Consider the following 20,583-nt stretch of genomic DNA (forward strand, 5'->3'; position numbering starts at 1 on the left):
ACTGTGAGTGAAAGCATTGTTGACCAGCTGCGTAGCGTAGCTAACGAGGTGCTCACCGCCCGTCATGATGTCTTGAACTGGACCCGCGACTGGTGGGCTGGCTCGATGATCGCCGAGACCGATGGCAACCCGGCGACCCCAATTGCGGTTATCGTCCGCGTCTCCCGCGTCGAGCAGGTTCAGGAGGTGGTCAGAATCGCCCATCGCCACCATCTGCCGCTAACGGTTTCCGCCGGACGCAGCAACGTTACCGGCGCCGCGTTGCCGGTGCGCGGCGGCATTGTGCTCGACGTCTGTGACCTCAACCAACTGCTGACGTTTGACCCGGACAGCCAGATTGTTGAGGTAGAAGCCGGGATGTTTGGCGATATCTTCGAACAAACCATTCAGCAGGAGTACGGCATGACGATGGGCCACTGGCCCTCCTCGTTTGGCATCAGCACGGTGGGCGGATGGGTCGCCTGTCGCGGCGCCGGTCAACTGTCGACCCGCTACGGGAAAATTGAAGATATGGTCTACGGCATGGATGTGGTGCTGGCTGATGGACGCTTAATTACCGTCGGCGGTGCGCCGCGCAGCGCCACCGGACCGGACATTCAGCAGCTGTTTATCGGCTCTGAGGGGACGCTGGGCGTCATTGTACGCGTACGCCTGAAACTGCATCGCCTGCCGGAGTATGGCCGCGCCATCGCCTGGGGTTTCACCAGCTTTGCCGACGGCCTCGAAGCCTGCCGGCAGATCCTCCAGCACGGCGCAACCCCCGCTGCCCTGCGGCTGTACGATAACCTCGAAAGCGGCGTGCAGTTCTCCTTACCGGATACCAACGTTCTGTTGATTGCCGATGAGGGCGAAAAGGAGCTGGTAGACGCGGTGATGGCCATCTCGGCGCGCGTCTGTGAGCAATGCCAGGGACAGCCGCTGGAGAGCGATCCGATATTTGAGCGCTGGCTGGATACCCGCTATCTCACCGGGAAAAGCGCCGAAGGGTTTGCCCGCAGCCCAGGCCTGGTGGCCGATACCCTGGAGATGGTTGGCCGCTGGCGAGATCTGGCCACTCTCTATGAGGAGGTCGTCGCCGCCATTAACGCCGTCCCGGGTACCCTCGCCGGCTCCGCCCATCAGTCTCACGCCTATGTCGACGGCGCCTGTCTGTACTTTTCGCTGCGCGGAGATGTTGCCGTGAAGGAGCGAGCGGCCTGGTATCGCGCTGCCTGGGACGCGGCAAACGCGGTGCTGATTCGCCATAACGCGTCTCTCAGCCATCATCATGGCGTAGGTTTATTACGTTCGCCCTATATGCAGGCCGCCTTAGGCGAAACGCTGAATGTGATGGCGGAGATCAAAGCTGCACTCGATCCACACCGTATTCTCAATCCGGGGAAACTGGGGTTGAGCGATGAATACGTTTCGCACCCGGCAGGTCAACAATGATCAAAAACCTCGGCACGCAGCTGGCGTGCCACCCGATGATTATGGCGATCTACGGCATCGACCAGTTAAAAGTGGCGCTCACCAGTAGGGCGCAGGTCTGCATTATTGCCAATATCGATCTGATTAAACTCCAGCCGGTGATTACCCTGCTGGCCAAGGCAGACAAGTATGTGATCGTCAATATCGACAGCTGCAACGGCTTGTCGCAGGATAAAGGCGGGATCGACTATATTGCCGAAACCGGCGCCATGGGGCTGCTCTCTACGCGCCTGCAGACCGTGCAGCGGGCAAAAAAAAGCGGACTGGTAACGATGCAAAAGATCTTTGTCACCGATCGTTCGACCTGGCTTCGCAGCCTGCATGCGCTGGAGCAGAGCGAGCCCGATTACGTGCAGCTGATGCCAGCCCCGATGCTCGCCATGTTGCCGCAGGCCGATCGCCAGCGCCTGCCGCCCATTGTCGCATCCGGGTTTGTCAGTAATGAAGCGCAAATCCGCGCGGCGCTTGCCAGCGGCGCGACGGCGGTCTCCAGCAGCGATAGTGCGCTGTGGAATCTGCCCCTTTCAACGAAATAACGCGGAGCTTTCTATGGGAAATCAGCAGTTACAGGTCATCGCCCACTACTACACTCGTCCGGATGAGATTGAGAACGTGGCAACCGCATTGCACGCCCTCGCCGCAGCCACGCGTCAGGAGACGGACAATCTCTCCTATGCCTTCTTTCAGTCCCGGGAAGATCGTCGGCACTTCGTGATCCTCGAGCGTTATCGCCACGCAGGCGGGCTCGATGCGCACCGGGCGACCCCGCATTTTCAACACCTGGGCCTCGAAGTGATTGCCCCGTTGCTGGATAAAAAAGAGGTGGAGAGCTTTTTAGTTCCGCAGACGGACAACGACAGATAAGGAGTCAGTATGCCCCCATCAGGAAAGGCCTTCACCTTCACCACCGTCGGGACCGTTCTCGTCGAATGGCAAGGTGCGACGCGACTGGGCGAAATCGTCCAGCGATACTTCCAGGCCAGGCGAATCTTACTGGTCACCGACCCCGGTCTGGTGAGCGCCGGCGTGCTGGCACCGGTGGAGGACGCATTGCGCCGCAGCGGCTATACGGTAACCCGATTCGACCGGGTCGTCGCCGACCCGCCCGCCGAGTTGGCCCTGCGTGCGGCGGAACAGGCCCGTGAGGCACGCTGCGACATGGTCATCGGGATCGGCGGCGGCTCCTCGCTGGATGTGGCGAAAATGGCCGCCGTGCTCGCGCCGTCGCAGCAGCCGCTCGAGGCGATGTACGGCATGGATAAGGTCGAAGGGACGCGTCTGCCGCTGATGCAAATCCCGACGACGGCCGGAACCGGGTCCGAAGTGACCAACATCGCGATTCTCACCACCGGTGAAAACAGCAAAATGGGCGTTGTGGCCCCGCAGCTGTATTGCGATGTGGTCCTGCTGGATGCCCACCTGACGCTCGGCTTGCCCCCGGTGCATACCGCGGCCGCCGCAATTGACGCGATGGTCCATGCCATCGAAGCCTATACTAGCGCCCATAAAAAAAATCCGCTATCGGATGCGCTGGCCCGCGAAGCGCTGCGGTTGATGACTCGTCATCTGCTCAACGCTTGTCGCCACGGGCAGGATCGCGAGGCGCGCGAAGGGGTGCTACTCGGGGCGATGCTGGCAGGTCAGGCCTTTGCCAACGCGCCGGTGGCAGCCGTTCATGCGCTCGCCTATCCACTTGGCGGACGCTATCACGTGCCCCACGGCCTCTCAAACGCCCTGATGCTGATCCCCGTTTTGCATTTCAATGCTCCCGTAGCGGGGGCGCTGTATGCAGAACTTGCGGCGGCTATCGGTCTACAGACCGGTGGCGATGTGCAACGGGATAGCGCGGCATTCATTGCCGAAATGACCCGTCTTATCGTTGCCAGCGGCGCGCCGCAGCGCTTGCGAGATGTCGGAGTTGATAAAGCTCAACTGCCGCTGCTCGCCCGGGATGCCATGCTGCAAACCCGGCTGTTGGTGAATAACCCGGTGACGGTCAACGAGGGCGACGCGCTGCGGCTTTATCAACAGGCCTTTTAAGACCGTTCGCGCCGCGGATTGACTCAAGCGCAACGCGGCGCGCATTTTTTCTCCGGCGTACGCAGCGACCAGCCGCAGATAACATCCCGCTCGTGGATCATCATCATCGCCTGACTCCCCCGATAAAAGGCATAACAGTCAGGCAACTGTTATCACAAAAAATAGCCTTTCTGCCTCTGCAACCCGAAACTCTCGCCGCCTAGAATTGCGCTGAATCAATTTTCTTGCGGAGTTCTGCATGTTCGGTCTTGATGCATTCCACCTGGCGCGAATTCAATTCGCCTTTACCGTCTCATTTCACATTATCTTTCCCGCCATAACCATCGGCCTGGCCAGCTATCTGGCGGTACTGGAAGGGTTGTGGCTGAAGACAAAAAATCCTGTCTGGCGCTCGCTTTACCACTTCTGGTCAAAGATTTTCGCCGTTAACTTCGGCATGGGCGTCGTCTCCGGTCTGGTGATGGCCTACCAGTTCGGCACCAACTGGAGCGGTTTTTCCGAGTTTGCCGGCAGTATTACCGGCCCGCTGCTGACTTATGAAGTCCTGACCGCCTTCTTCCTTGAGGCCGGGTTCCTCGGGGTCATGCTCTTTGGCTGGAACCGCGTCAGCCCCGGCATGCACTTTTTCGCCACCTGCATGGTCGCGCTGGGGACCATCATCTCGACCTTCTGGATCCTCGCCTCCAACAGCTGGATGCAGACGCCGCAGGGATTTGAAATCGTTAACGGCCAGGTGGTTCCCGTCGACTGGTTCGCGGTTATCTTCAACCCGTCGTTCCCGTATCGTCTGCTTCATATGACGGTAGCGGCTTTTCTTAGCAGCGCGCTGTTCGTCGGCGCCTCGGCGGCGTGGCATCTGCTGCGCGGTAATAACACGCCTGCAATTCGCGCAATGTTTTCAATGGCACTGTGGATGACGCTTATCGTTGCCCCCATTCAGGCGATGATTGGCGATATGCACGGCCTGAACACCCTGAAACATCAGCCGGCAAAAATTGCCGCCATCGAGGGACACTGGGAAAACCGGCCGGGGGAACCGACGCCCCTGCTGCTGTTCGGCTGGCCGGATATGGCGCAGGAGCGCACCCGCTATGGCCTTGAGATCCCGGCACTCGGTAGCCTGATCCTGACGCATAGTCTGGATAAACAGGTTCCTGCCCTGAAAGAATTCGCGCCGCAGGACCGCCCCAACTCGACTATTGTCTTCTGGTCATTTCGCCTGATGGCCGGGCTCGGCATGCTGATGATCCTGCTTGGAGCGCTGGCGCTATGGCTGCGCTACCGCCAGCGCCTGTATCAGTCGAAACCCTTCCTGCGCTTTGCCCTGTGGATGGGCCCTTCCGGGCTGATTGCCATTCTCGCCGGTTGGGTCACCACCGAAGTGGGCCGTCAGCCCTGGGTGGTCTATGGCGTACAGCGCACTGCCGATGCCGTCTCCGCCCATGGCGACCTGCATATGACTATCAGTCTGCTGACCTTTTTCATCGTCTATAGCTCGGTATTTGGCGTCGGCTACAGCTATATGCTGCGCCTGATCCGCAAAGGACCGCAGACCTTCAATCCACCGCTATCCGGTACCCCGGCCCGCCCGCTCTCCGCGGCAACGGAAGGTTTTCAGCATAAGGAGTCCCGCTAATGGGGATCGATCTCTCAGTTATCTGGTTCGTCATTATCGTCTTCGCCACCCTGATGTACATCGTGATGGATGGCTTCGATTTAGGGATCGGCATTTTGTTCTCGACCACCCGCGATGCTGAAGACCGTGACGTCATGGTTAACAGCGTGGCGCCGGTCTGGGACGGCAATGAAACCTGGCTGGTGCTTGGTGGCGCCGGGCTGTTCGGCGCGTTTCCCCTCGCCTATGCGGTGATTATCGATGCGCTGGCGATCCCGCTAACGTTAATGCTCATCGGCCTGATTTTTCGCGGCGTGGCTTTTGAGTTTCGCTTTCAGGCAACGCCGTCACACCGCCCGTTCTGGGATCGCGCTTTTCTTGGCGGCTCGCTGCTGGCCACCTTTTCCCAGGGAGTGGTTGTTGGGGCGGTCATTAATGGCTTTTCGGTGAGCGGACGCGCGTTCAGCGGCGGGATGCTCGACTGGCTGACGCCGTTTACCCTGTTCTGCGGTCTCGGATTGACTATTGCCTATGCGCTGCTGGGCGCCACCTGGCTGGTCATGAAGAGCGAAAATCCGCTGCAGGACAAAATGCGCCATACCTCGCGGACGCTGCTGCTGGCGCTGCTGATCGCAATCGCCGTCATCAGCCTGTGGACGCCGCTGGCGCAGCCGGCCATCGCCGCCCGTTGGTTCACTCTGCCGAACCTCTTTTTCCTGCTGCCGGTTCCCCTGCTGGTTGTGGCGTTAGGGGCCTGGCTGTGGCGGGACCTGCGCAACCCACACCGCCATGCGCTGCCCTTTATTCTGACGCTGGGTCTGGTGTTTCTCGGCTTCAGCGGTCTGGGGATCAGTATCTGGCCACACATTATTCCGCCGGGCATTACGCTGTGGCAGGCCGCCGCGCCGCCGCAGAGCCAGGGTTTCATGCTGGTAGGCGCCCTGCTGATTATTCCGGTGATCCTCGGCTATACCTTCTGGAGCTATTACGTGTTTCGCGGCAAAGTCCAACATGGTGAGGGGTATCATTGATGAATCAGTCACGGCTGAAGCAATTATTATGGATGGTCGCGCTGTGGGGGACCAGCGTGCTGGCGCTGGGGGCAGTCAGTATGCTTTTTCGCTTTTTAATGACCGCGGCCGGGCTGAAAGTTTAATCCCCGGCGCTGCGGATTACTCTGATTAGCAAGAACTCCATTGTCTCTCCATTTTTATTTGCTGAAATCTCAAAGCACATAAAAATAAAGGATGTAGCGATGAAAAAGATTGTCTTGTTATCTGCGGCGATGTCGTTGGCGCTCTCTTCCCTGACCTTTGCGGCCGATAATCCCCCGCCGCCTCCGGGGAAAGCGGCCGCAGGCCAACAGCATAACGGCCACAATAAGAACCTGCAGCAGCACAGCGCTAAACGGCCAGCGCAGAGCGCACAGCATAACGGCAAACCGTCACCGAAAGGCAAGTCGCCCGCACACGGCAACCAACAGCCGCCGAAAGACGGCCAGCACAATGGCAAACCGTTGCCACCGAAAAAATAATCCTGCTGTGGCCCGACGCGTGCATCGCGCCGGGCTTTTTTTCGCCATTCGTCAGGAAAGACTGACGCAGACTTTGCTCTTCTTTGATAACCCGATAATAAAGCTCAAGAAATTCAGAGCATAGTAGCCCCACTCGTCTGTCACTGGAAATAGATATGCTCAAGAGATGCGTTTCGGCGTTAGTGCTGATGTGTGCGTTATTTTCCGGCCATCTGCTGGCCCGCAAACAAGGACATGAATACTTCCCGGTACAAAGCCTCGAACAGCAGCTGCTGCACGAGGCCGACAGTGATGAGCTGCGCAGCCAGCGGAACGAGGCCGCCGCCGATCTGCGCGAACGTCACCACTGGCAGAATGCGCGCAAACCGAAAATGGACTTCCGCCAGTAGCGTCTGCCGTCGATCAGGCGCCTTTACGCTTTGGCAGGGTCTTCAACAGCTCATCCGGACTGACCGAGGCGACAACGCTCCCCGGAAGCGGCATTTTCAAAATATGATTTTTCATTTTGCCGATGACGTGCATTTCGCACGGACGGCAGTCGAATTTCAGCGTCAGCACTTCATCACCGTGAATGAGCTGCATCGGCGTCGCTTTCCAGCTCTTAATCGACCCCTTGGCCTGCTTCGGACATAAATTGAAGGCAAAACGCAGACAGTGTTTAGTGATCATCACCGGCACGTCGCCCTTCTCTTCATGCGCTTCATAGGCCGCATCGATCAGCTTTACGCCATAGCGCTGGTAAAACGCACGCGCCTTATGGTTATAGACGTTGGCAAGGAACGACAGATGGGTTTCAGGGTAAACCGGCGGCGGCACGGAAACAGCTTTACGCTGGCCGCGCGGCGCGGCATTCACCCGCGCCTCGTCCAGGCGTTCTACCGTTTCCCGACGCAGTTGGTTCAGCAGGCTATTCGGCACAAACAGCGCCCCGGGGAGATTGATCTGCACATCGCGGGCAAAATAGATAGTCTGCCCCAGCTTGGCCACGCCGTCCCGTAGGTTCGCCAGCGCTTTCTCCGCCTGGGTCGCTTCGGCAAACTCGCCGTCCAGGGTGTGGGTGACGCTGACGCCATCTTCGCAGGTCATCGTCAGCACCAGCTGCTCCTGCCAGCCGCTGAGGTTGATGTCGACCGCAATCCGCCGCTCGCTGGAGGTCTTTTGCAAAGCCTGCTGCCAGTTATGGTCGAGGTTACGGTTCAACACCTGGTGCGGCCGAACTTTATGCAGATCGGCCGGCATCTCGTTCGGCCATACGCGATAGCGATTTTCGCCGGTTTTTTCCACCGTGTTGGCGCGGAAACCGACGATTTCGCGCTTAATCATCACGTTGAGGCCATCGCCATTGGTCAGCGCCTCGGTCACTTCAACATCCAGGTGGTCTTTAGCCACTTTCAGCACTTCACCCACCGGCAGGCCGATAAATTTCGGTGAATCAAACGCGCCGATGTCGCCTTTGCGCGCATTGACAAAGTAGTCGGTGCTGCCGCGATGGAAGGTTTTATCCGTCGAGGGGACGAAAAAGTGTTCGGTGCGCCCGGCGGACGAACGCATCAGATCGCCGCGATCTTCAATAATCGCGTCGAGCATCTGACGATAGTGCGCGGTGATGTTCTTCACGTAGCTCATATCTTTGTAACGACCTTCAATTTTGAAGGAGCGCACGCCGGCATCGATCAACTGGGCCAGGTTGGCGGTCTGATCGTTGTCTTTCATCGACAGAAGGTGTTTCTCATAGGCCACCACGCGGCCCTGGTCATCTTTCAGGGTATACGGCAAACGGCACGCCTGGGAGCAGTCGCCGCGGTTGGCGCTGCGCCCGGTCTGGGCATGAGAGATATTGCACTGCCCGGAATAGGCCACGCACAGGGCGCCGTGAATAAAGAACTCGATCGTCGCGTCGGTATTATCGTAAATCGCTTTAATCTGTTGCAGGTTGAGCTCGCGCGCCAGCACGATTTGGCTAAAGCCGACGTCGGAGAGGAATTTTGCCTTCTCGACGCTGCGAATATCGCACTGGGTGCTGGCGTGCAGCTCAATCGGCGGAATATCCAGCTCCATCACCCCCATATCCTGCACGATCAGCGCATCAACGCCGGTTTCATACAGGTCGGTAATCAGTCGCTGCGCCGGTTCCAGCTCATCATCGTGCAGGATCGTATTCAGCGTCACAAAGATTTTCGCGCCGTAGCGATGGGCGAAAGGCACCAGTCCGGCGATATCGCTAAGGCTGTTGCTGGCGTTGTGGCGTGCGCCGAAACCCGGTCCGCCGATATAAACCGCGTCTGCGCCGTGTAAAATCGCTTCACGGGCGATCCCGACATCGCGGGCGGGGCTAAGAAGTTCAAGATGATGGTTGTGCAGGCGCATACGCTCGTCGTTATCCGTTATAGGGGGTCGAAATGGCGGCTATTGTAGTCAGAAGTGGGCACAGACGAAATCATTTTCCATCACGGGGAATGGGTGAATTTTCAGTTTCCAGCAAAGCATTGAAGGAAAAGGCATTTCCTTCGCAAAACGTCTACGGTTACAGTCATCACGTATTCCGGATTTTCCTCGTCACGTTGTGAGTGGTTACATTAATCATTTGATTGGCCGCAGGTTAAATCTCTGCGGCTTTTTCTTTGGGATAATGAATCAGCGAGTGAAAATGGGCCGTTTGCGCGCCGCTGTTACGATAGGCATGCGCCAGATCTCCGGCAAACCGCCGCCCTTCTCCGCTCGTTAGCGTCAGCCACTCCCCCTGCAGACACAGATCCAGCACGCCGCTTATCACCACCACATGTTCAATCACCCCTTTCTCGTGCGGCGTGGATTCGCTGAGCGCGCCGGGGGCGAGAGTAATCGAGAAGTGGTCAAAACGCAGCTCCGGGTCCCACGGGAAAATGGGCGTCACCACCATCGCCTGCTGCTGCGGGTCAAAGGCGGTCGGCGCGGTCGATTCATCGGCGACGATAAACGCCGAGAAAGGCACGTTCAGACCGGTGGCGATTTTCCACAAGGTCGCTACCGTCGGGCTGGATTCATTTCGCTCAACCTGCCCGAGCATCGCTTTTGACACCCCGGTCTCTTCCGCCAGTCGCGACAGACTCCAGCCGCGCTGTTGACGCAGCGTTTTCAGGGTCGTCGCCAGATGTTGCGCAATATTCATTCCACCTCCTGATATGCTCAGCAGAAATTATACGCGCATTCGTATGATTCTACAGGGAGTTTCGTCGGGAAACGCGTCTGGAACTGCCGGGACGACGATAACGGCGGCATGGAAAGAGGGAAAAGATGGTTGTGCGTTATAGCGCACGGTACTACATTTTGTCGGATGTTATAACGCACAAGAGGTCACTATGCGCTCGTTCTCACTCCCGCTGCCAACGCTGCTCGCCGGGTTTATCGCCGTCCTGGTCGGCTACGCCAGCTCAGCCGCCATTATCTGGCAAGCCGCCGCCAGCGCAGGTGCCAATGCGGATCAGATAGCCGGCTGGATGACGGCCCTCGGCCTGGGGATGGGGATCAGCACGCTGGCCCTCACGCTATGGCGCAAAGTGCCGATCCTCACCGCCTGGTCAACCCCCGGCGCCGCGCTACTGGTCAGCGGCTTACCGGGCGCGACGCTGAACCAGGCGGTCGGCGTGTTTATCTTTGCCAATGGTCTAATGGTGCTATGCGGGCTGACCGGCCTTTTTGCCCGGCTGATGAAAATTATCCCCCACTCGCTCGCCGCCGCCATGCTGGCAGGGATTTTACTGCGCTTCGGCCTGCAGGCCTTCGCCACCCTTGAAGACCATCTCCTGCTGTGCGGCGCAATGCTGGCAGCCTGGCTGCTGTGTAAAGCGCTGTATCCACGCTTTGCGGTAGTAGCAGCGCTGCTGGTCGGCGGCGCCATCGCCGTGTTCTCCGGCAATGTCGCCGGGAACCACATCAGCCTTGCTTTTGTCGCCCCGGAATATATCGCGCCGCAGTTTACCCCGTCACTGCTGCTCAGCGTCGGCGTGCCGTTCTTCCTGGTCACCATGGCCTCGCAAAACGCCCCCGGGTTCGCCACGATGCAGGCTTCCGGTTATCGGGTGCCCGTGTCGCCGCTGATTGTCGCGACCGCCGGACTGGCGCTGATACTGTCCCCTTTTGGCGTCTACTCCATCTGTATTGCCGCCATTACCGCCGCCATCTGCCAAAGTCCGGAGGCCCATCCTGACCCGCAGCGGCGCTGGCTGGCCGCTGCCGCCGCGGGCGGTTTTTATCTGCTGGCCGGGCTGTTCGGCGGTTCGATTACCGCCTTGATGTCCGCGCTGCCGACGGCGTGGATTCAGATGCTGGCAGGGCTGGCGCTGCTCGGGACGCTTGGCGGGAGTCTGTTTCAGGCGCTGAATCAGGAGAATGAACGCGATGCGGCGGGGGTGACGTTTCTGGTCACCGCCAGCGGCGTGACCTTAGCGGGAATCGGCTCGGCATTCTGGGGGCTGGTGCTCGGCGGCGTGAGTTTCGCCCTGCTGTCAGCGCTGCGCCGCACGTAACTGCGAAGGGGTCAGACCGGTGGCGCTTTTCACCCGGTTGCTGAAATGGCTGGCGGAGCTGAAACCGCAGGCCATCGCGATATCGGTCAACGGCCGGGCGCTGCGGCAGATAAGCTCCTGCGCTTTGACCATCCGCCGCTGCATCACATACTGGTGCGGCGCCATGTTCATTGACTGCCGGAACATCCGCGCGAAGTGATATTCGCTGAGCGCCGCCTCCTGCGCCAGATCGGCCAGCGTCAGCGGCTGATCCAGGTTCTCCTCAACCCACGCCAGCAGATTACGCAGAACGTGCGGCGCCAGGCCACCGGAGACCGTGGGCAACCGCCACTGAACGTTCGAGTAGTGCTGAATAAGATGGGTCAGCAGCAGCGTGCTGGCGGAGCTTAAGGTCAGCTGGTTGGCCTGCTGCTGCCAGTCGTAATCGAGAAGAAACTGGCGATAGACGGCGGTAATTTTATCATCCCGGGAAAAGGTCTGTTCCTGCAGACTAAACGAGGCCGGGCTGCGGTCCCAGATCTGCTCGCCGACCCGACGCAGATGGTCGTCGGTACAGTACAGATGCACGAACGAGAGGTCGCCGCGAATATCCCAGGTGCTCTCAGCCCCCTTCGGCATCAGGCAAAAACGGTCCGGACCCCCGCCGTTTTTCCAGCCGGCGGGGGTTTTCTGATAACTTTCGTAGCCATCCGCGACGTACAGACTCAGGGTATGGTGGTCGCTGCGCACCGTCACCGTATCGCGATTGTTATACCACGCCGCCAGTTGAATACCGGAGTTGAGCTCCACCGTCTCCCGCAGGACGGCTTTTTGTCGGCGTAATGTTTCGAACGTCCCGTAAGCCATGGCCTTCACACATCTGATTTCGTAAACCCCTAGTCTATGAAGAGTCGGCAGCGGATACCAGATCTCTCCGGTCATTCGGTAAAAATAAGCGCAAGAATTTGCAAGTCCAGCCCGCAAGGATGACAGCGGCGGCGCTCAATAACCGCCACACTGCGTCTTTGGTGTGCTTATGGGAGAAATATTTTGAACGCAATACTGTACGGGCTGGTGGTCGTTATCTGGGGAACGACATGGATTGCCATCTTTTTACAACAGGGGCCGGTCTCCGCGCCGGTCTCCATTTTCTGGCGTTTCGCGGTCGCCAGCGTCACGATGCTGGCGATACTGCTGGCAACCCGTCGTCTGCGTCCGCTGGCGCTGCGCGATCATCTGTTCTGTGTCGTGCAGGGCTGCTGCGTCTTCTGTTTCAACTTCTGGTGCTTTTATACCGCCGCCGCGCACATCAACACCGGTCTTGAATCGGTTATTTTTTCCATGGCGGTCCTGTTTAACGCCATCAACGGGTTTATTTTCTTCCGTCAGCAGCCGCCCGCTCGTTTCTGGCTTGCCGCCGCGCTTGGCCTCGTGGGGATTATCACGCTGTTCTGGGACGATCTGCTCAGTAACGGACTCAACGCCTCCCTGCTGTGGGGAATTGGTCTCAGCGCGCTGGGAACCTACGGTTTTTCTCTCGGCAATATGCTCAGTATGCGCCACCAGCGCCGTGGTCTGGAAACCCTGACCACCAACAGCTGGGCGATGCTCTACGGCACCCTGGTGATGGGAGCTATCGCTCTGGTGCGCGGCGATGATTTCACGCCCCAGTGGACGCTGAGCTATATGGGCGCGCTGCTATACCTGGCGCTGTTCGGATCGGTGATTGCGTTCGGCGCTTACTTTACGCTGGTTGGCCGGATTGGCGCCGGAAAAGCCGCCTACAGTACCCTGCTGTTCCCGCTGGTGGCCCTGACGATTTCGACCTTTTACGAAGGCTACGTCTGGCACAGCAACGCGGTTATCGGGCTGGCGCTGATTCTGGTGGGGAATCTGGTGATGTTTGCCCGTCCCGAGCAGTGGTTCCTGCGCCGCAGACTGGCTTAATTCCTGCCGGCTGACATAAAACAGGCGCCCTCGTGAAGGGCGCCTGAGACTTGTGACAAGCCTGTTTTGAACATCGTGCCCACATTTTGCCGGGTGGCGGCTGACGCCTGACCCGGCCTACAAAACCCGTCATCGCTAAGATTTGCACAAGCTCTGTAGGCCCGTACAAGCGCAGCGCCATCGGGCAATTTAAGTGGCTTGCTCTGTCAACAATCCAGTGCGCTATCCCGAAGGGTGCCTGAGATTCATGACAGGCCCGTTTTAAACATCGTGCCCACGTTTTGCCGGGTGACGGCTGACGCCTGACCCGGCCTACAAAACCCGTCACCGCTAAGATTTGCACAAGCTCTGTAGGCCCGTACAAGCGCAGCGCCGTCGGGCAATGTGATTTGCCGACAATCTGAGACGCCCTTCAGGAGGCGCCTTTTGCGTTGTCGCAGGATTATTTCTGCGTCGGGTCAAATTTCACGGCATCGATCGCCATGTCATCAATCACCTGTTTCAGGGTATCAATGGTCATCGGCGTACTTTCGTTCGCCAGCGCTTTGCCTTCGCCCTTACGCACCACTTTGACCACCGGTTTATTGGTCGCCGGATCAATCAGCTCCCCTTCAAAGTAGAGGTTGGTATCCATTGTCCGGTGCCCGGTCGCCATCTGCGTTCCTGCCACCACCATCGCGACCGGAACCACTTCATAGAATTGCAGCCCCTCTTTACTGGAATCCACGCCGGTGATCGCGCCGCGGAAAATCAGGCTGCGCGGGCCGGGTTTCGCTACCAGCGGTTTACGCTCGGCTATCGCCTGCTTCATCTGTTTGTTGGTATAAGTGAGAATATCGCTCAGCGCTTTTTCCCCGACCTGGGTAGAGGGTTTTGGCACCGGGTAATAGGTAATCGGGTTATAGACGATGCTATCGTAGTTTTGCGGATTGTAATCCGCAGCGATCCAGCGCAGTTCTGGCTTACCAGAAGCCGACGTCGTTTCTTTTAAGTTCGAATAGTCTTTTAAGAAACCAGAATATTTTTCCGGGGCGGCAATTTTTGAGGCACAGCCCGCGAGTGCTAACAGACCAGCAAGTGCTGCCACTTTAAAAATGAAATGAGTACGCATGAGTGAATCCCTGTAAATGCAGTTGTCGGCGCGATTTATAGCAAAATACCAAGGTAAGTTTTGTGACAAAAAAAGGGGAACGTCAAACGTTTGAAAAAATAAATCCGCCACGGTGGGCGGATTGACATTTATTGTTTACTTTATGTCGACCTGATAGAAAATATGCTTGCCAAAAGGATCAATTTCATAGTCAGAAATTTCTTTGCGTACCGGTTCAAAAATAGTCGAATGCGCAATCATCACCGCCGGCATTTGGTCATGCATCATCTGCTGCGCCTGTTTATACAGCGCTTCGCGTTTTGGACGATCGGTAATCGATTTTGCCTCGGCGATAATTTTATCAAATGGCTGATAGCACCATTTCGCCGAGTTAGAGCCGCCGTTCGCCGACTGACAGGTAAATAGCGGCCCGAAGAAGTTGTCGGGATCGCCGGTCGCCGTGGTCCAGCCCATCAACGCCGCCTGATGCTCGCCATCTTTTACCCGCTTCAGATATTCACCCCATTCATAGGTGGTGATTTTGGTCTGTACGCCGATTTTAGCCCAGTCGGCCTGAATCATTTCCGCCATCCGCTTAGCGTTGGGGTTATAAGGACGCTGCACCGGCATCGCCCACAGATCGATCGTTAACGGACCGCTAATACCCGCCTCCTGCAGCAGCGTTTTGGCTTTCTGCGGGTCATAGTCATAATCTTTCAGTTCCGCGTCCGCGCTCCATACCCCCGGCGGCAGCAGGTTTTTCGCCTGCGTGCCGGTACCGTGGAACACCGCTTCAATAATCGCCGGCTTATTAATCGCCATCGCCAGGGCCTGACGCACTTTGACATTGTCCAGCGGCGGTTTTTGCGTATTAAAAGCAAGGAACCCGGTATTCAAGCCAGCTTTATTCAGCAGATGAATGTTTTTATTTTCCTTCATCCTGGGCAAATCGGCCGGATTAGGAAATGGCATCACCTGGCATTCATTCTTTTCCAGTTTGGCATAGCGCACCGAAGCGTCCGGGGTAATGCTAAAAACCAGCCGATCGATTTTTGCTTTCCCCTGCCAGTAGTCCGGGAAGGCGGTATAAAGAATGCGGGAATCTTTCTGATACTGCGCCAGCTTAAAGGGACCGGTGCCAATCGGGTCGGAATCGACGCGCTGCGGGGTACCGGCTTTGAGCATCGCATCCGCATATTCCGCCGATAACACAGAGGCAAAATACCACGCCAGGTCTGCCACAAACGGCGCTTCGGCGCGGGCCAACGTAAAGCGCACCGTATACTCATCAGGCTTATCAATAGCGGTAATTAACTGGCCAAACTCCAGGCTTTCAAAGTTAGAGTAGCTGCCGCCGGAGACGTTGTGATAAGGATGCTGCGGATCTTTTTGCCGCATAAAGGAGAAAATCACATCGTCGGCATTAAAATCGCGGGTGGGCGTGAAATATTTATTACTTTGAAACTTCACCCCTTTGCGTAAATGGAAGGTATAGACTTTTCCGTCGTCGCTGACCTCCCAGCTTTCCGCGAGGCTCGGCTGCAGTTCGGTGGTGCCCACCTTAAAGTCAACCAGCCGGTTATAAACCGGAACCGCGCTGGCGTCCACGCTGGTACCGGAGGTGTAGAGCTGAGGATTGAAATTCTCCGGCGATCCTTCGGAGCAGTAAACCAGCGTTTTTGCGCTCACGGCGGAACCAAACGTGAGTGCCGTTATTGTCAGAGCAAGCGTGGTGAGTTTGCGTTGCATAACGTTTTCCTTTTTTAATTTGTCAGCTAATGAATAGCTTGTTGTTTTCCTGCCCATACATAACACTAAAGCCAGATTGCAAACACCTGAAAAAATAAATAAAGAAGGAATCACTATGCCATCTCCACTTGCCAGTCAATTGACCCAGCGCTTCTTCCGCTACCTGGCCATCAGCAGCCAAAGCGACCCGCGCGCTACCACGCTGCCAACCACGCCGGGACAACATGAGATGGCCCGCGAGCTTGCCGACGAGTTACGCCGCCTTGGGCTGGACGATATCGTGATTGATGACCATGCCACCGTCACCGCGGTAAAAAGAGGGAATGTTCCGGGCGCGCCGCGGATTGGCTTTATCACCCACATCGACACCGTGGACGTCGGGCTGTCCCCGGACATTCATCCACAAATTTTGCGTTTTACCGGCGAGGATCTGTGCCTGAATAGTGAAAAGCAGATCTGGCTGCGGGTTGCCGAGCATCCGGAGATTCTCGCCTACCCGGACGAAGAGATTATTTTCAGCGATGGCACCAGTGTGCTCGGCGCCGACAACAAATCGGCGGTCACGGTGGTGATGACGGTGCTGGAAAACCTGACGCCGGAACATCGTCACGGCGATATCGTGGTGGCCTTCGTCCCCGATGAAGAGGTGGGCCTGCGGGGGGCGAAAGCGCTGGATCTCAGCCGTTTTGCCGTCGATTTTGCCTGGACTATCGACTGCTGCGAACTGGGCGAGATCGTGTATGAGAACTTTAACGCCGCGGCGGCGGAGATTCGCTTCACCGGGGTGACCGCCCATCCGATGTCCGCCAAAGGCGTGCTGGTCAACCCGCTACTGATGGCCGCCGATTACATCAGCCATTTCGATCGCCTGCAGACGCCAGAACACACCGCTGGACGCGAAGGTTACGTCTGGTTTAACGGCATTCAGGGCGATCAAAACAGCACCCTGCTGCAGGCCAGCATTCGCGATTTCGACAGCGAGAGCTTTTTACGCCGCAAACAGCAGATTGGCGACGTCGCTGAACACATTGCCGCACAATACCCGACGGCCAGCGTCGAATTTTCGATTAGCGACACCTACAGCAACATCAGCAATGCCATTGGCGACGATCGCCGGGCCATTGACCTGATGTTCGAAGCCATGGAGAGCATTGGCGTGACGCCAAAACCTACGCCAATGCGCGGCGGTACCGATGGTGCGGCGCTCTCGGCAAAAGGCCTGCTAACGCCCAACTTCTTCACCGGCGCGCACAACTTCCACTCGAAATTTGAGTTTTTGCCGCTGCGCGCCTTTGAGGCCTCGTATCATACGGCGTTACAGCTCTGCCTGCTGGCGGCCCGTTAAACCGGCTTTTGCGCCAGCATGGTGGCAAAACGCAGTTTGATACGGTTGCCGTTGGCATCGGTGCGGTGCAGCTCGCCCACCTCTTCGTTGTACCTGAGGAACGACCAGCCGGCGTAGTAGCGCCGCAGTTCCTCAGGTTTAAAGGCAAACGGGAAGCCAACGGTGCAGGGATAATCGTCGGTGTCCATTGCCGCAACGATCAGGTTGTAGCCGCCCGGTCTGGTGCAACACTGCATGTTCGCGATGAGTCCCGGAATAGTTTTCGCTTCAAGGAACATCAGTACCACGGTGGAGAGAATAAAGTCATATTCACCGTCGAAGCTTAAGCTATTCAGATCCTTGACCGCCGCCTGGAGATTGCTCAGCTCTTCCTGCGCACGAATGCTCTCCAGATTATTGATGCTCATCGGGTTTTTATCCCACGCCGTCACATCAAAGCCGTTTGCCGCCAGATAGAGGCTATTGCGCCCGTTGCCACACCCCAGATCCAGCGCTTTTCCCGGCGGCACCTGGGTCGCGGCATAGACCACTTCCGAGTGGGTACGGGTCAGCCCGTATTTATCAGTAAAGTAGTTTTCGTCACGGATAGTCATGATAAGTCCTTATTGTTTAATAATGTGGCCCGGTCGACGCGAATCAGCAATTTCCCCCGCAGCAACAGCAGAAACGTGCGTAGCAACAGCAGTCCAATAATCAGATTGGTAAAGATAAACAACGGAATCGATAAGTAATGGAACAAGCCGCTCGGCTGGCTGTGTCCAAGATGCAATCCGGTGCTGGCCAATGCGGAAATACCAAAAGAAAAGCTCCAGAAGGACGCATTGAACGGCTGCCGCAGGTACCACGGCATCAGACGTAGCATAAACAGCAGTTGTAAAAGGCCATAGCCAAACAGCAGTTTGGCTAACGTATCCGCCTCTGCGCCGTTGACGCTGAGCCAGGCGCTGCACGCCACCAGCGCTGGCGCCAGCTGGATACCCAGCGAGGTGCGCATCGCGGCGGGCAGTTCGCCATGGCTGCGTAGTCGTTGCAGAATCACCGGCTCCAGGCTCAGCCACGAGAAGATCCCGGCGCCAAGAAACACCAGCCCGGCGTCGTTAAAGCCGAGCGCCCCGCAGGCCATCGCGCTGATGAAATTGTTTGCCACCGTCGGTAAATAGAGTCCCGGCGTGGTGGCGTCGCTCGGGTGTTTTCCGCGCCATAGCCCGGCGCTCTGCCAGGCGGAATAGCTCAGCTGGAGCACCACGCCAAGGCTGAACAGCAGCAGCGAGAGCGGACGAAACCACGGTACGAAGCCGATAGCCACTAACATCGTGGTGGCGGGAAACAGGCTGACAAAGCTGCTGGCAACCGGATGGCGCATCTCCTGCAGCACGCTCCACGGGAAGCGAATGGCCCGGGAGATAAACGCTATCGTCAGCAGCGCCCAAATCATTGCCGCCAGCGCCACCAGACCATCGCCGATAGCCCGACTCACCGGCCAGAGGGTGCTGGCATAGCGCCACGCGAAGCCCATACCGATCGTGCCCAGCACCATGCCAAAATAACCTGCAGGTAAATTCAGGACCTGCCGTTCAAGCGGTTTTTTATTCATTTTATTTATTTTTTCAATTTATCTTTAAGTTGCATTTTAAAAGAACCTTATAAAACACGCTACGGAGATTTTTGCTATGTTTGTGTTAACCAAAAGTAAAAAGAAGCCTTGATAAGAGAAATCTTGATGAACAAATATCGTCTGAGCGACAAGGTTCGCCTGTTTCACTATGAAGAGGACGGGATTAAACATAGCGTAAATCTGCGGCAAATTGTGGCCCTGCGTGATTTCGCCGATGTGCGGGCCGGCAGCGAAGGCGGCTGGCTGGACGATGAGGCGGCGCTGAGTCAGGCGGGCACCTGCTGGATCTACGACCCCAACAGCGCGGTGTTTGCCGGTGCGCGGATCGAAGGTAATGCGCGGCTGACCGGGACCTGCATCGTCAGCCACTTCGCTATCATCCGCGACGAGGCATGGATCGACCACGGTACCATCAGTCATCACGCCCTTATTTGTGACAACGTCACGCTTCAAAACTCCCGCGTTCGCGGCTTCTGCCGCCTTGCCGACCAGGCGCGCATTCTCCCCCACTGCCTGATTATCGCCGCCCAGGGACTGACCGCCGACCGCGATAAATATCTGCAAATCTACCAGCGGGCGACGGTCAGCGCTTCGCGCATCGTTCATCAGGCGCAGATTTACGGGGATGCCTTCGTGGAGCACGCCTTTGTTGAGCACCGGGCGGAAATATTTGACTATGCCCGGCTGGAAGGCAATGAAGAAAACGATGTCTGGGTCTGCGATAACGCCAGAGTCTACGACCATGCGCGCCTGATTGCCGGACGCGCTGAGGATGCGATACCGACGCTACGCTACAGTTCGCAGGTGGCAGAGAACGCCGTGATTGAGGGCAACTGCGTGCTCAAACATCGGGTGATGGTGGGCGGTCACGCCCGGCTGTGCGGCGGCCCGATCCTGCTGGATGACGACGTGCTGGTGCAAGGACATGCTCACATCAGTGGCGATGTGGTGATCGAACATCGGGTTGAAATTACCGACAACGCGCGGATTGAGGCGCTGAACGGCGACGCGATTCATCTGCGCGGTCGCAAAGTGATCAATGGCGCGCAGCAGATTACCCGCACGCCGCTGCTGGGATCGCTGTAGCGCTGTATCCCGCGCGCGCCGGGAACCCCTATCATCAGGAGGCGGGGCTATCGATAATCCGTCCGTAGATATTCTGATCGTCATAAGCGCCGTTCAGATACTCGGCCTGTTTCAGACAGCCTTCGAGGGTAAAGCCATTGTGCAGCGCCACCTGGTTGCTCTTGTGGTTAGCCACCCGGCATTTAATCACGAAGCGCCGGACTTCGCCGCGGCGAGCGTAGTAGTGCATAAAGGCCTGCAGCGCCTGGGAAAGCAGCCCTTGTCCCTGGTGATGTTCATCAATCCAGTAGCCGATGTAGCCGGTTTTATTCAGCGGTTCAATCTGGTTGAACGACAGCACGCCCACCATCTCATCGCGCAAAAACAGTAAAAACATTTTCGCGTAACCGCGCTGGTGCAGCATCACGTTTCCCTGGACATGGCGACGGGTTTCATCTTCGCTGTCGACCGCGGCGGGCCAGCTAAGCGAATGCTGTAACCAGTGTTTATTCTTCTCCACCAGCAGGTGTAAGTCGGTAACGTAACGCTCGTCCACCGCGCGCAGCGTCAGCTGGTCGGTGACCGGGATCGTTTCAGGAACGGGGGTTTTTTCTGCGGACATGACTCTC

20 protein-coding genes and 1 pseudogene are annotated in these 20,583 nt (G+C 57.5%); 13 read left to right on the forward strand and 8 right to left on the reverse strand.

All coding sequences use genetic code 11. The features are described from left to right. From GRPL_RS07845 to GRPL_RS07810, 9 genes are all read left to right on the forward strand, one after another. On the forward strand, positions 1-1,431 hold a 1,431-nt coding region (locus GRPL_RS07845), incomplete at its 5' end, for an FAD-binding oxidoreductase (RefSeq protein WP_032699988.1). Next, entirely contained in the window at positions 1,428-2,006 is a 579-nt protein-coding gene (locus GRPL_RS07840) for a glycerol-3-phosphate responsive antiterminator (RefSeq protein ID WP_032687892.1), read from the forward strand. The genes GRPL_RS07845 and GRPL_RS07840, both read left to right, overlap by 4 nt. A 13-nt stretch (positions 2,007-2,019) precedes the next feature. Next, entirely contained in the window at positions 2,020-2,334 is a 315-nt protein-coding gene (locus tag GRPL_RS07835; RefSeq protein ID WP_032696291.1) for a putative quinol monooxygenase, read from the forward strand. A 9-nt stretch (positions 2,335-2,343) separates the two neighbouring features. Continuing rightward, positions 2,344-3,510, forward strand: coding sequence for an iron-containing alcohol dehydrogenase (locus GRPL_RS07830; protein ID WP_032699990.1), 1,167 nt, complete (start codon positions 2,344-2,346; stop codon positions 3,508-3,510). A gap of 238 nt (positions 3,511-3,748) precedes the next feature. Then, positions 3,749-5,146: a cytochrome ubiquinol oxidase subunit I gene (locus GRPL_RS07825; RefSeq protein ID WP_032696293.1), complete on the forward strand. Its 1,398-nt coding sequence runs from the start codon at positions 3,749-3,751 to the stop codon at positions 5,144-5,146. Continuing rightward, the gene (cydB, locus tag GRPL_RS07820) at positions 5,146-6,156 is read left to right on the forward strand and encodes a cytochrome d ubiquinol oxidase subunit II (RefSeq protein ID WP_032699991.1); all 1,011 of its coding nucleotides are present in this window, start codon (positions 5,146-5,148) and stop codon (positions 6,154-6,156) included. The genes GRPL_RS07825 and cydB overlap by 1 nt, the downstream gene beginning before the upstream one ends. Beyond that, positions 6,156-6,281, forward strand: a complete 126-nt coding sequence (locus tag GRPL_RS27040; RefSeq protein ID WP_004861503.1) for a DUF2474 domain-containing protein — start codon at positions 6,156-6,158, stop codon at positions 6,279-6,281. Before cydB ends, GRPL_RS27040 begins: the two co-directional genes overlap by 1 nt. Positions 6,282-6,380: 99 nt before the next feature. After that, positions 6,381-6,659 (forward strand): hypothetical protein, encoded by a 279-nt coding sequence (locus GRPL_RS07815; protein ID WP_032696294.1) that lies wholly within the window; start codon positions 6,381-6,383, stop codon positions 6,657-6,659. A gap of 155 nt (positions 6,660-6,814) precedes the next feature. Next, the gene (locus GRPL_RS07810; protein WP_032687899.1) at positions 6,815-7,048 is read left to right on the forward strand and encodes a DUF2554 family protein; all 234 of its coding nucleotides are present in this window, start codon (positions 6,815-6,817) and stop codon (positions 7,046-7,048) included. Between the two features lie 13 nt (positions 7,049-7,061). Here GRPL_RS07810 and GRPL_RS07805 read toward each other — a convergent pair whose 3' ends face one another. Together GRPL_RS07805 and GRPL_RS07800 are read right to left on the reverse strand one after the other, a co-directional pair. Continuing rightward, complete coding sequence (locus GRPL_RS07805) at positions 7,062-9,026, reverse strand: peptidase U32 family protein (protein ID WP_032687901.1); 1,965 nt, start codon at positions 9,024-9,026, stop codon at positions 7,062-7,064. Positions 9,027-9,258: 232 nt separating this feature from the next. Then, the gene (locus GRPL_RS07800; protein WP_032687903.1) at positions 9,259-9,807 is read right to left on the reverse strand and encodes a helix-turn-helix domain-containing protein; all 549 of its coding nucleotides are present in this window, start codon (positions 9,805-9,807) and stop codon (positions 9,259-9,261) included. Positions 9,808-9,994: 187 nt separating this feature from the next. Here GRPL_RS07800 and GRPL_RS07795 point away from each other — a divergent pair. Then, a pseudogene (locus GRPL_RS07795) lies at positions 9,995-11,164 on the forward strand (benzoate/H(+) symporter BenE family transporter); the annotation flags it as partial. Here GRPL_RS07795 and GRPL_RS07790 read toward each other — a convergent pair. Further along, complete coding sequence (locus tag GRPL_RS07790; protein WP_032696295.1) at positions 11,144-12,010, reverse strand: AraC family transcriptional regulator; 867 nt, start codon at positions 12,008-12,010, stop codon at positions 11,144-11,146. The pseudogene GRPL_RS07795 and the gene GRPL_RS07790 overlap by 21 nt on opposite strands. A gap of 183 nt (positions 12,011-12,193) precedes the next feature. Here GRPL_RS07790 and GRPL_RS07785 point away from each other — a divergent pair, with 183 nt between their 5' ends. Beyond that, a complete protein-coding gene (locus tag GRPL_RS07785; protein ID WP_032687909.1) occupies positions 12,194-13,090 on the forward strand; it encodes a DMT family transporter in 897 nt (298 codons plus the stop codon). A gap of 442 nt (positions 13,091-13,532) precedes the next feature. Here the strand turns inward: GRPL_RS07785 and GRPL_RS07780 are convergent, their stop codons facing one another. After that, on the reverse strand, positions 13,533-14,201 hold the full coding sequence (locus tag GRPL_RS07780; RefSeq protein WP_032687910.1) for a DUF3313 domain-containing protein: 669 nt from the start codon (positions 14,199-14,201) through the stop codon (positions 13,533-13,535). 135 nt (positions 14,202-14,336) lie between these two features. After that, positions 14,337-15,929 (reverse strand): ABC transporter substrate-binding protein, encoded by a 1,593-nt coding sequence (locus tag GRPL_RS07775; protein WP_032699992.1) that lies wholly within the window; start codon positions 15,927-15,929, stop codon positions 14,337-14,339. 115 nt (positions 15,930-16,044) lie between these two features. Here GRPL_RS07775 and pepT point away from each other — a divergent pair, with 115 nt between their 5' ends. Further along, a complete protein-coding gene (gene pepT, locus GRPL_RS07770) occupies positions 16,045-17,274 on the forward strand; it encodes a peptidase T (protein WP_032696297.1) in 1,230 nt (409 codons plus the stop codon). On the opposite strand, the gene tehB is transcribed toward pepT, so the two are convergent. Together tehB and tehA are read right to left on the reverse strand one after the other, a co-directional pair. Next, positions 17,271-17,867: a tellurite resistance methyltransferase TehB gene (gene tehB / locus GRPL_RS07765; protein ID WP_032699994.1), complete on the reverse strand. Its 597-nt coding sequence runs from the start codon at positions 17,865-17,867 to the stop codon at positions 17,271-17,273. The genes pepT and tehB overlap by 4 nt on opposite strands. Next, positions 17,864-18,868 carry a dicarboxylate transporter/tellurite-resistance protein TehA gene (tehA, locus tag GRPL_RS07760; protein WP_032699995.1) on the reverse strand — a complete coding sequence of 335 codons (1,005 nt, stop codon included), beginning with the start codon at positions 18,866-18,868 and terminating at the stop codon, positions 17,864-17,866. The genes tehB and tehA overlap by 4 nt, the downstream gene beginning before the upstream one ends. 126 nt (positions 18,869-18,994) lie before the next feature. On the opposite strand from tehA, the gene ydcK reads away from it, so the two are divergent. Further along, complete coding sequence (gene ydcK / locus GRPL_RS07755; RefSeq protein ID WP_032687917.1) at positions 18,995-19,975, forward strand: YdcK family protein; 981 nt, start codon at positions 18,995-18,997, stop codon at positions 19,973-19,975. A 34-nt stretch (positions 19,976-20,009) separates the two neighbouring features. Here the strand turns inward: ydcK and rimL are convergent, their stop codons facing one another. Beyond that, positions 20,010-20,576 carry a 50S ribosomal protein L7/L12-serine acetyltransferase gene (gene rimL, locus GRPL_RS07750; protein ID WP_032699996.1) on the reverse strand — a complete coding sequence of 189 codons (567 nt, stop codon included), beginning with the start codon at positions 20,574-20,576 and terminating at the stop codon, positions 20,010-20,012. Positions 20,577-20,583: the final 7 nt, after the last annotated feature.

The sequence above is a fragment of the Klebsiella planticola ATCC 33531 genome (assembly GCF_000735435.1).
Classification (GTDB): Bacteria; Pseudomonadota; Gammaproteobacteria; order Enterobacterales; family Enterobacteriaceae; genus Klebsiella; species Klebsiella planticola.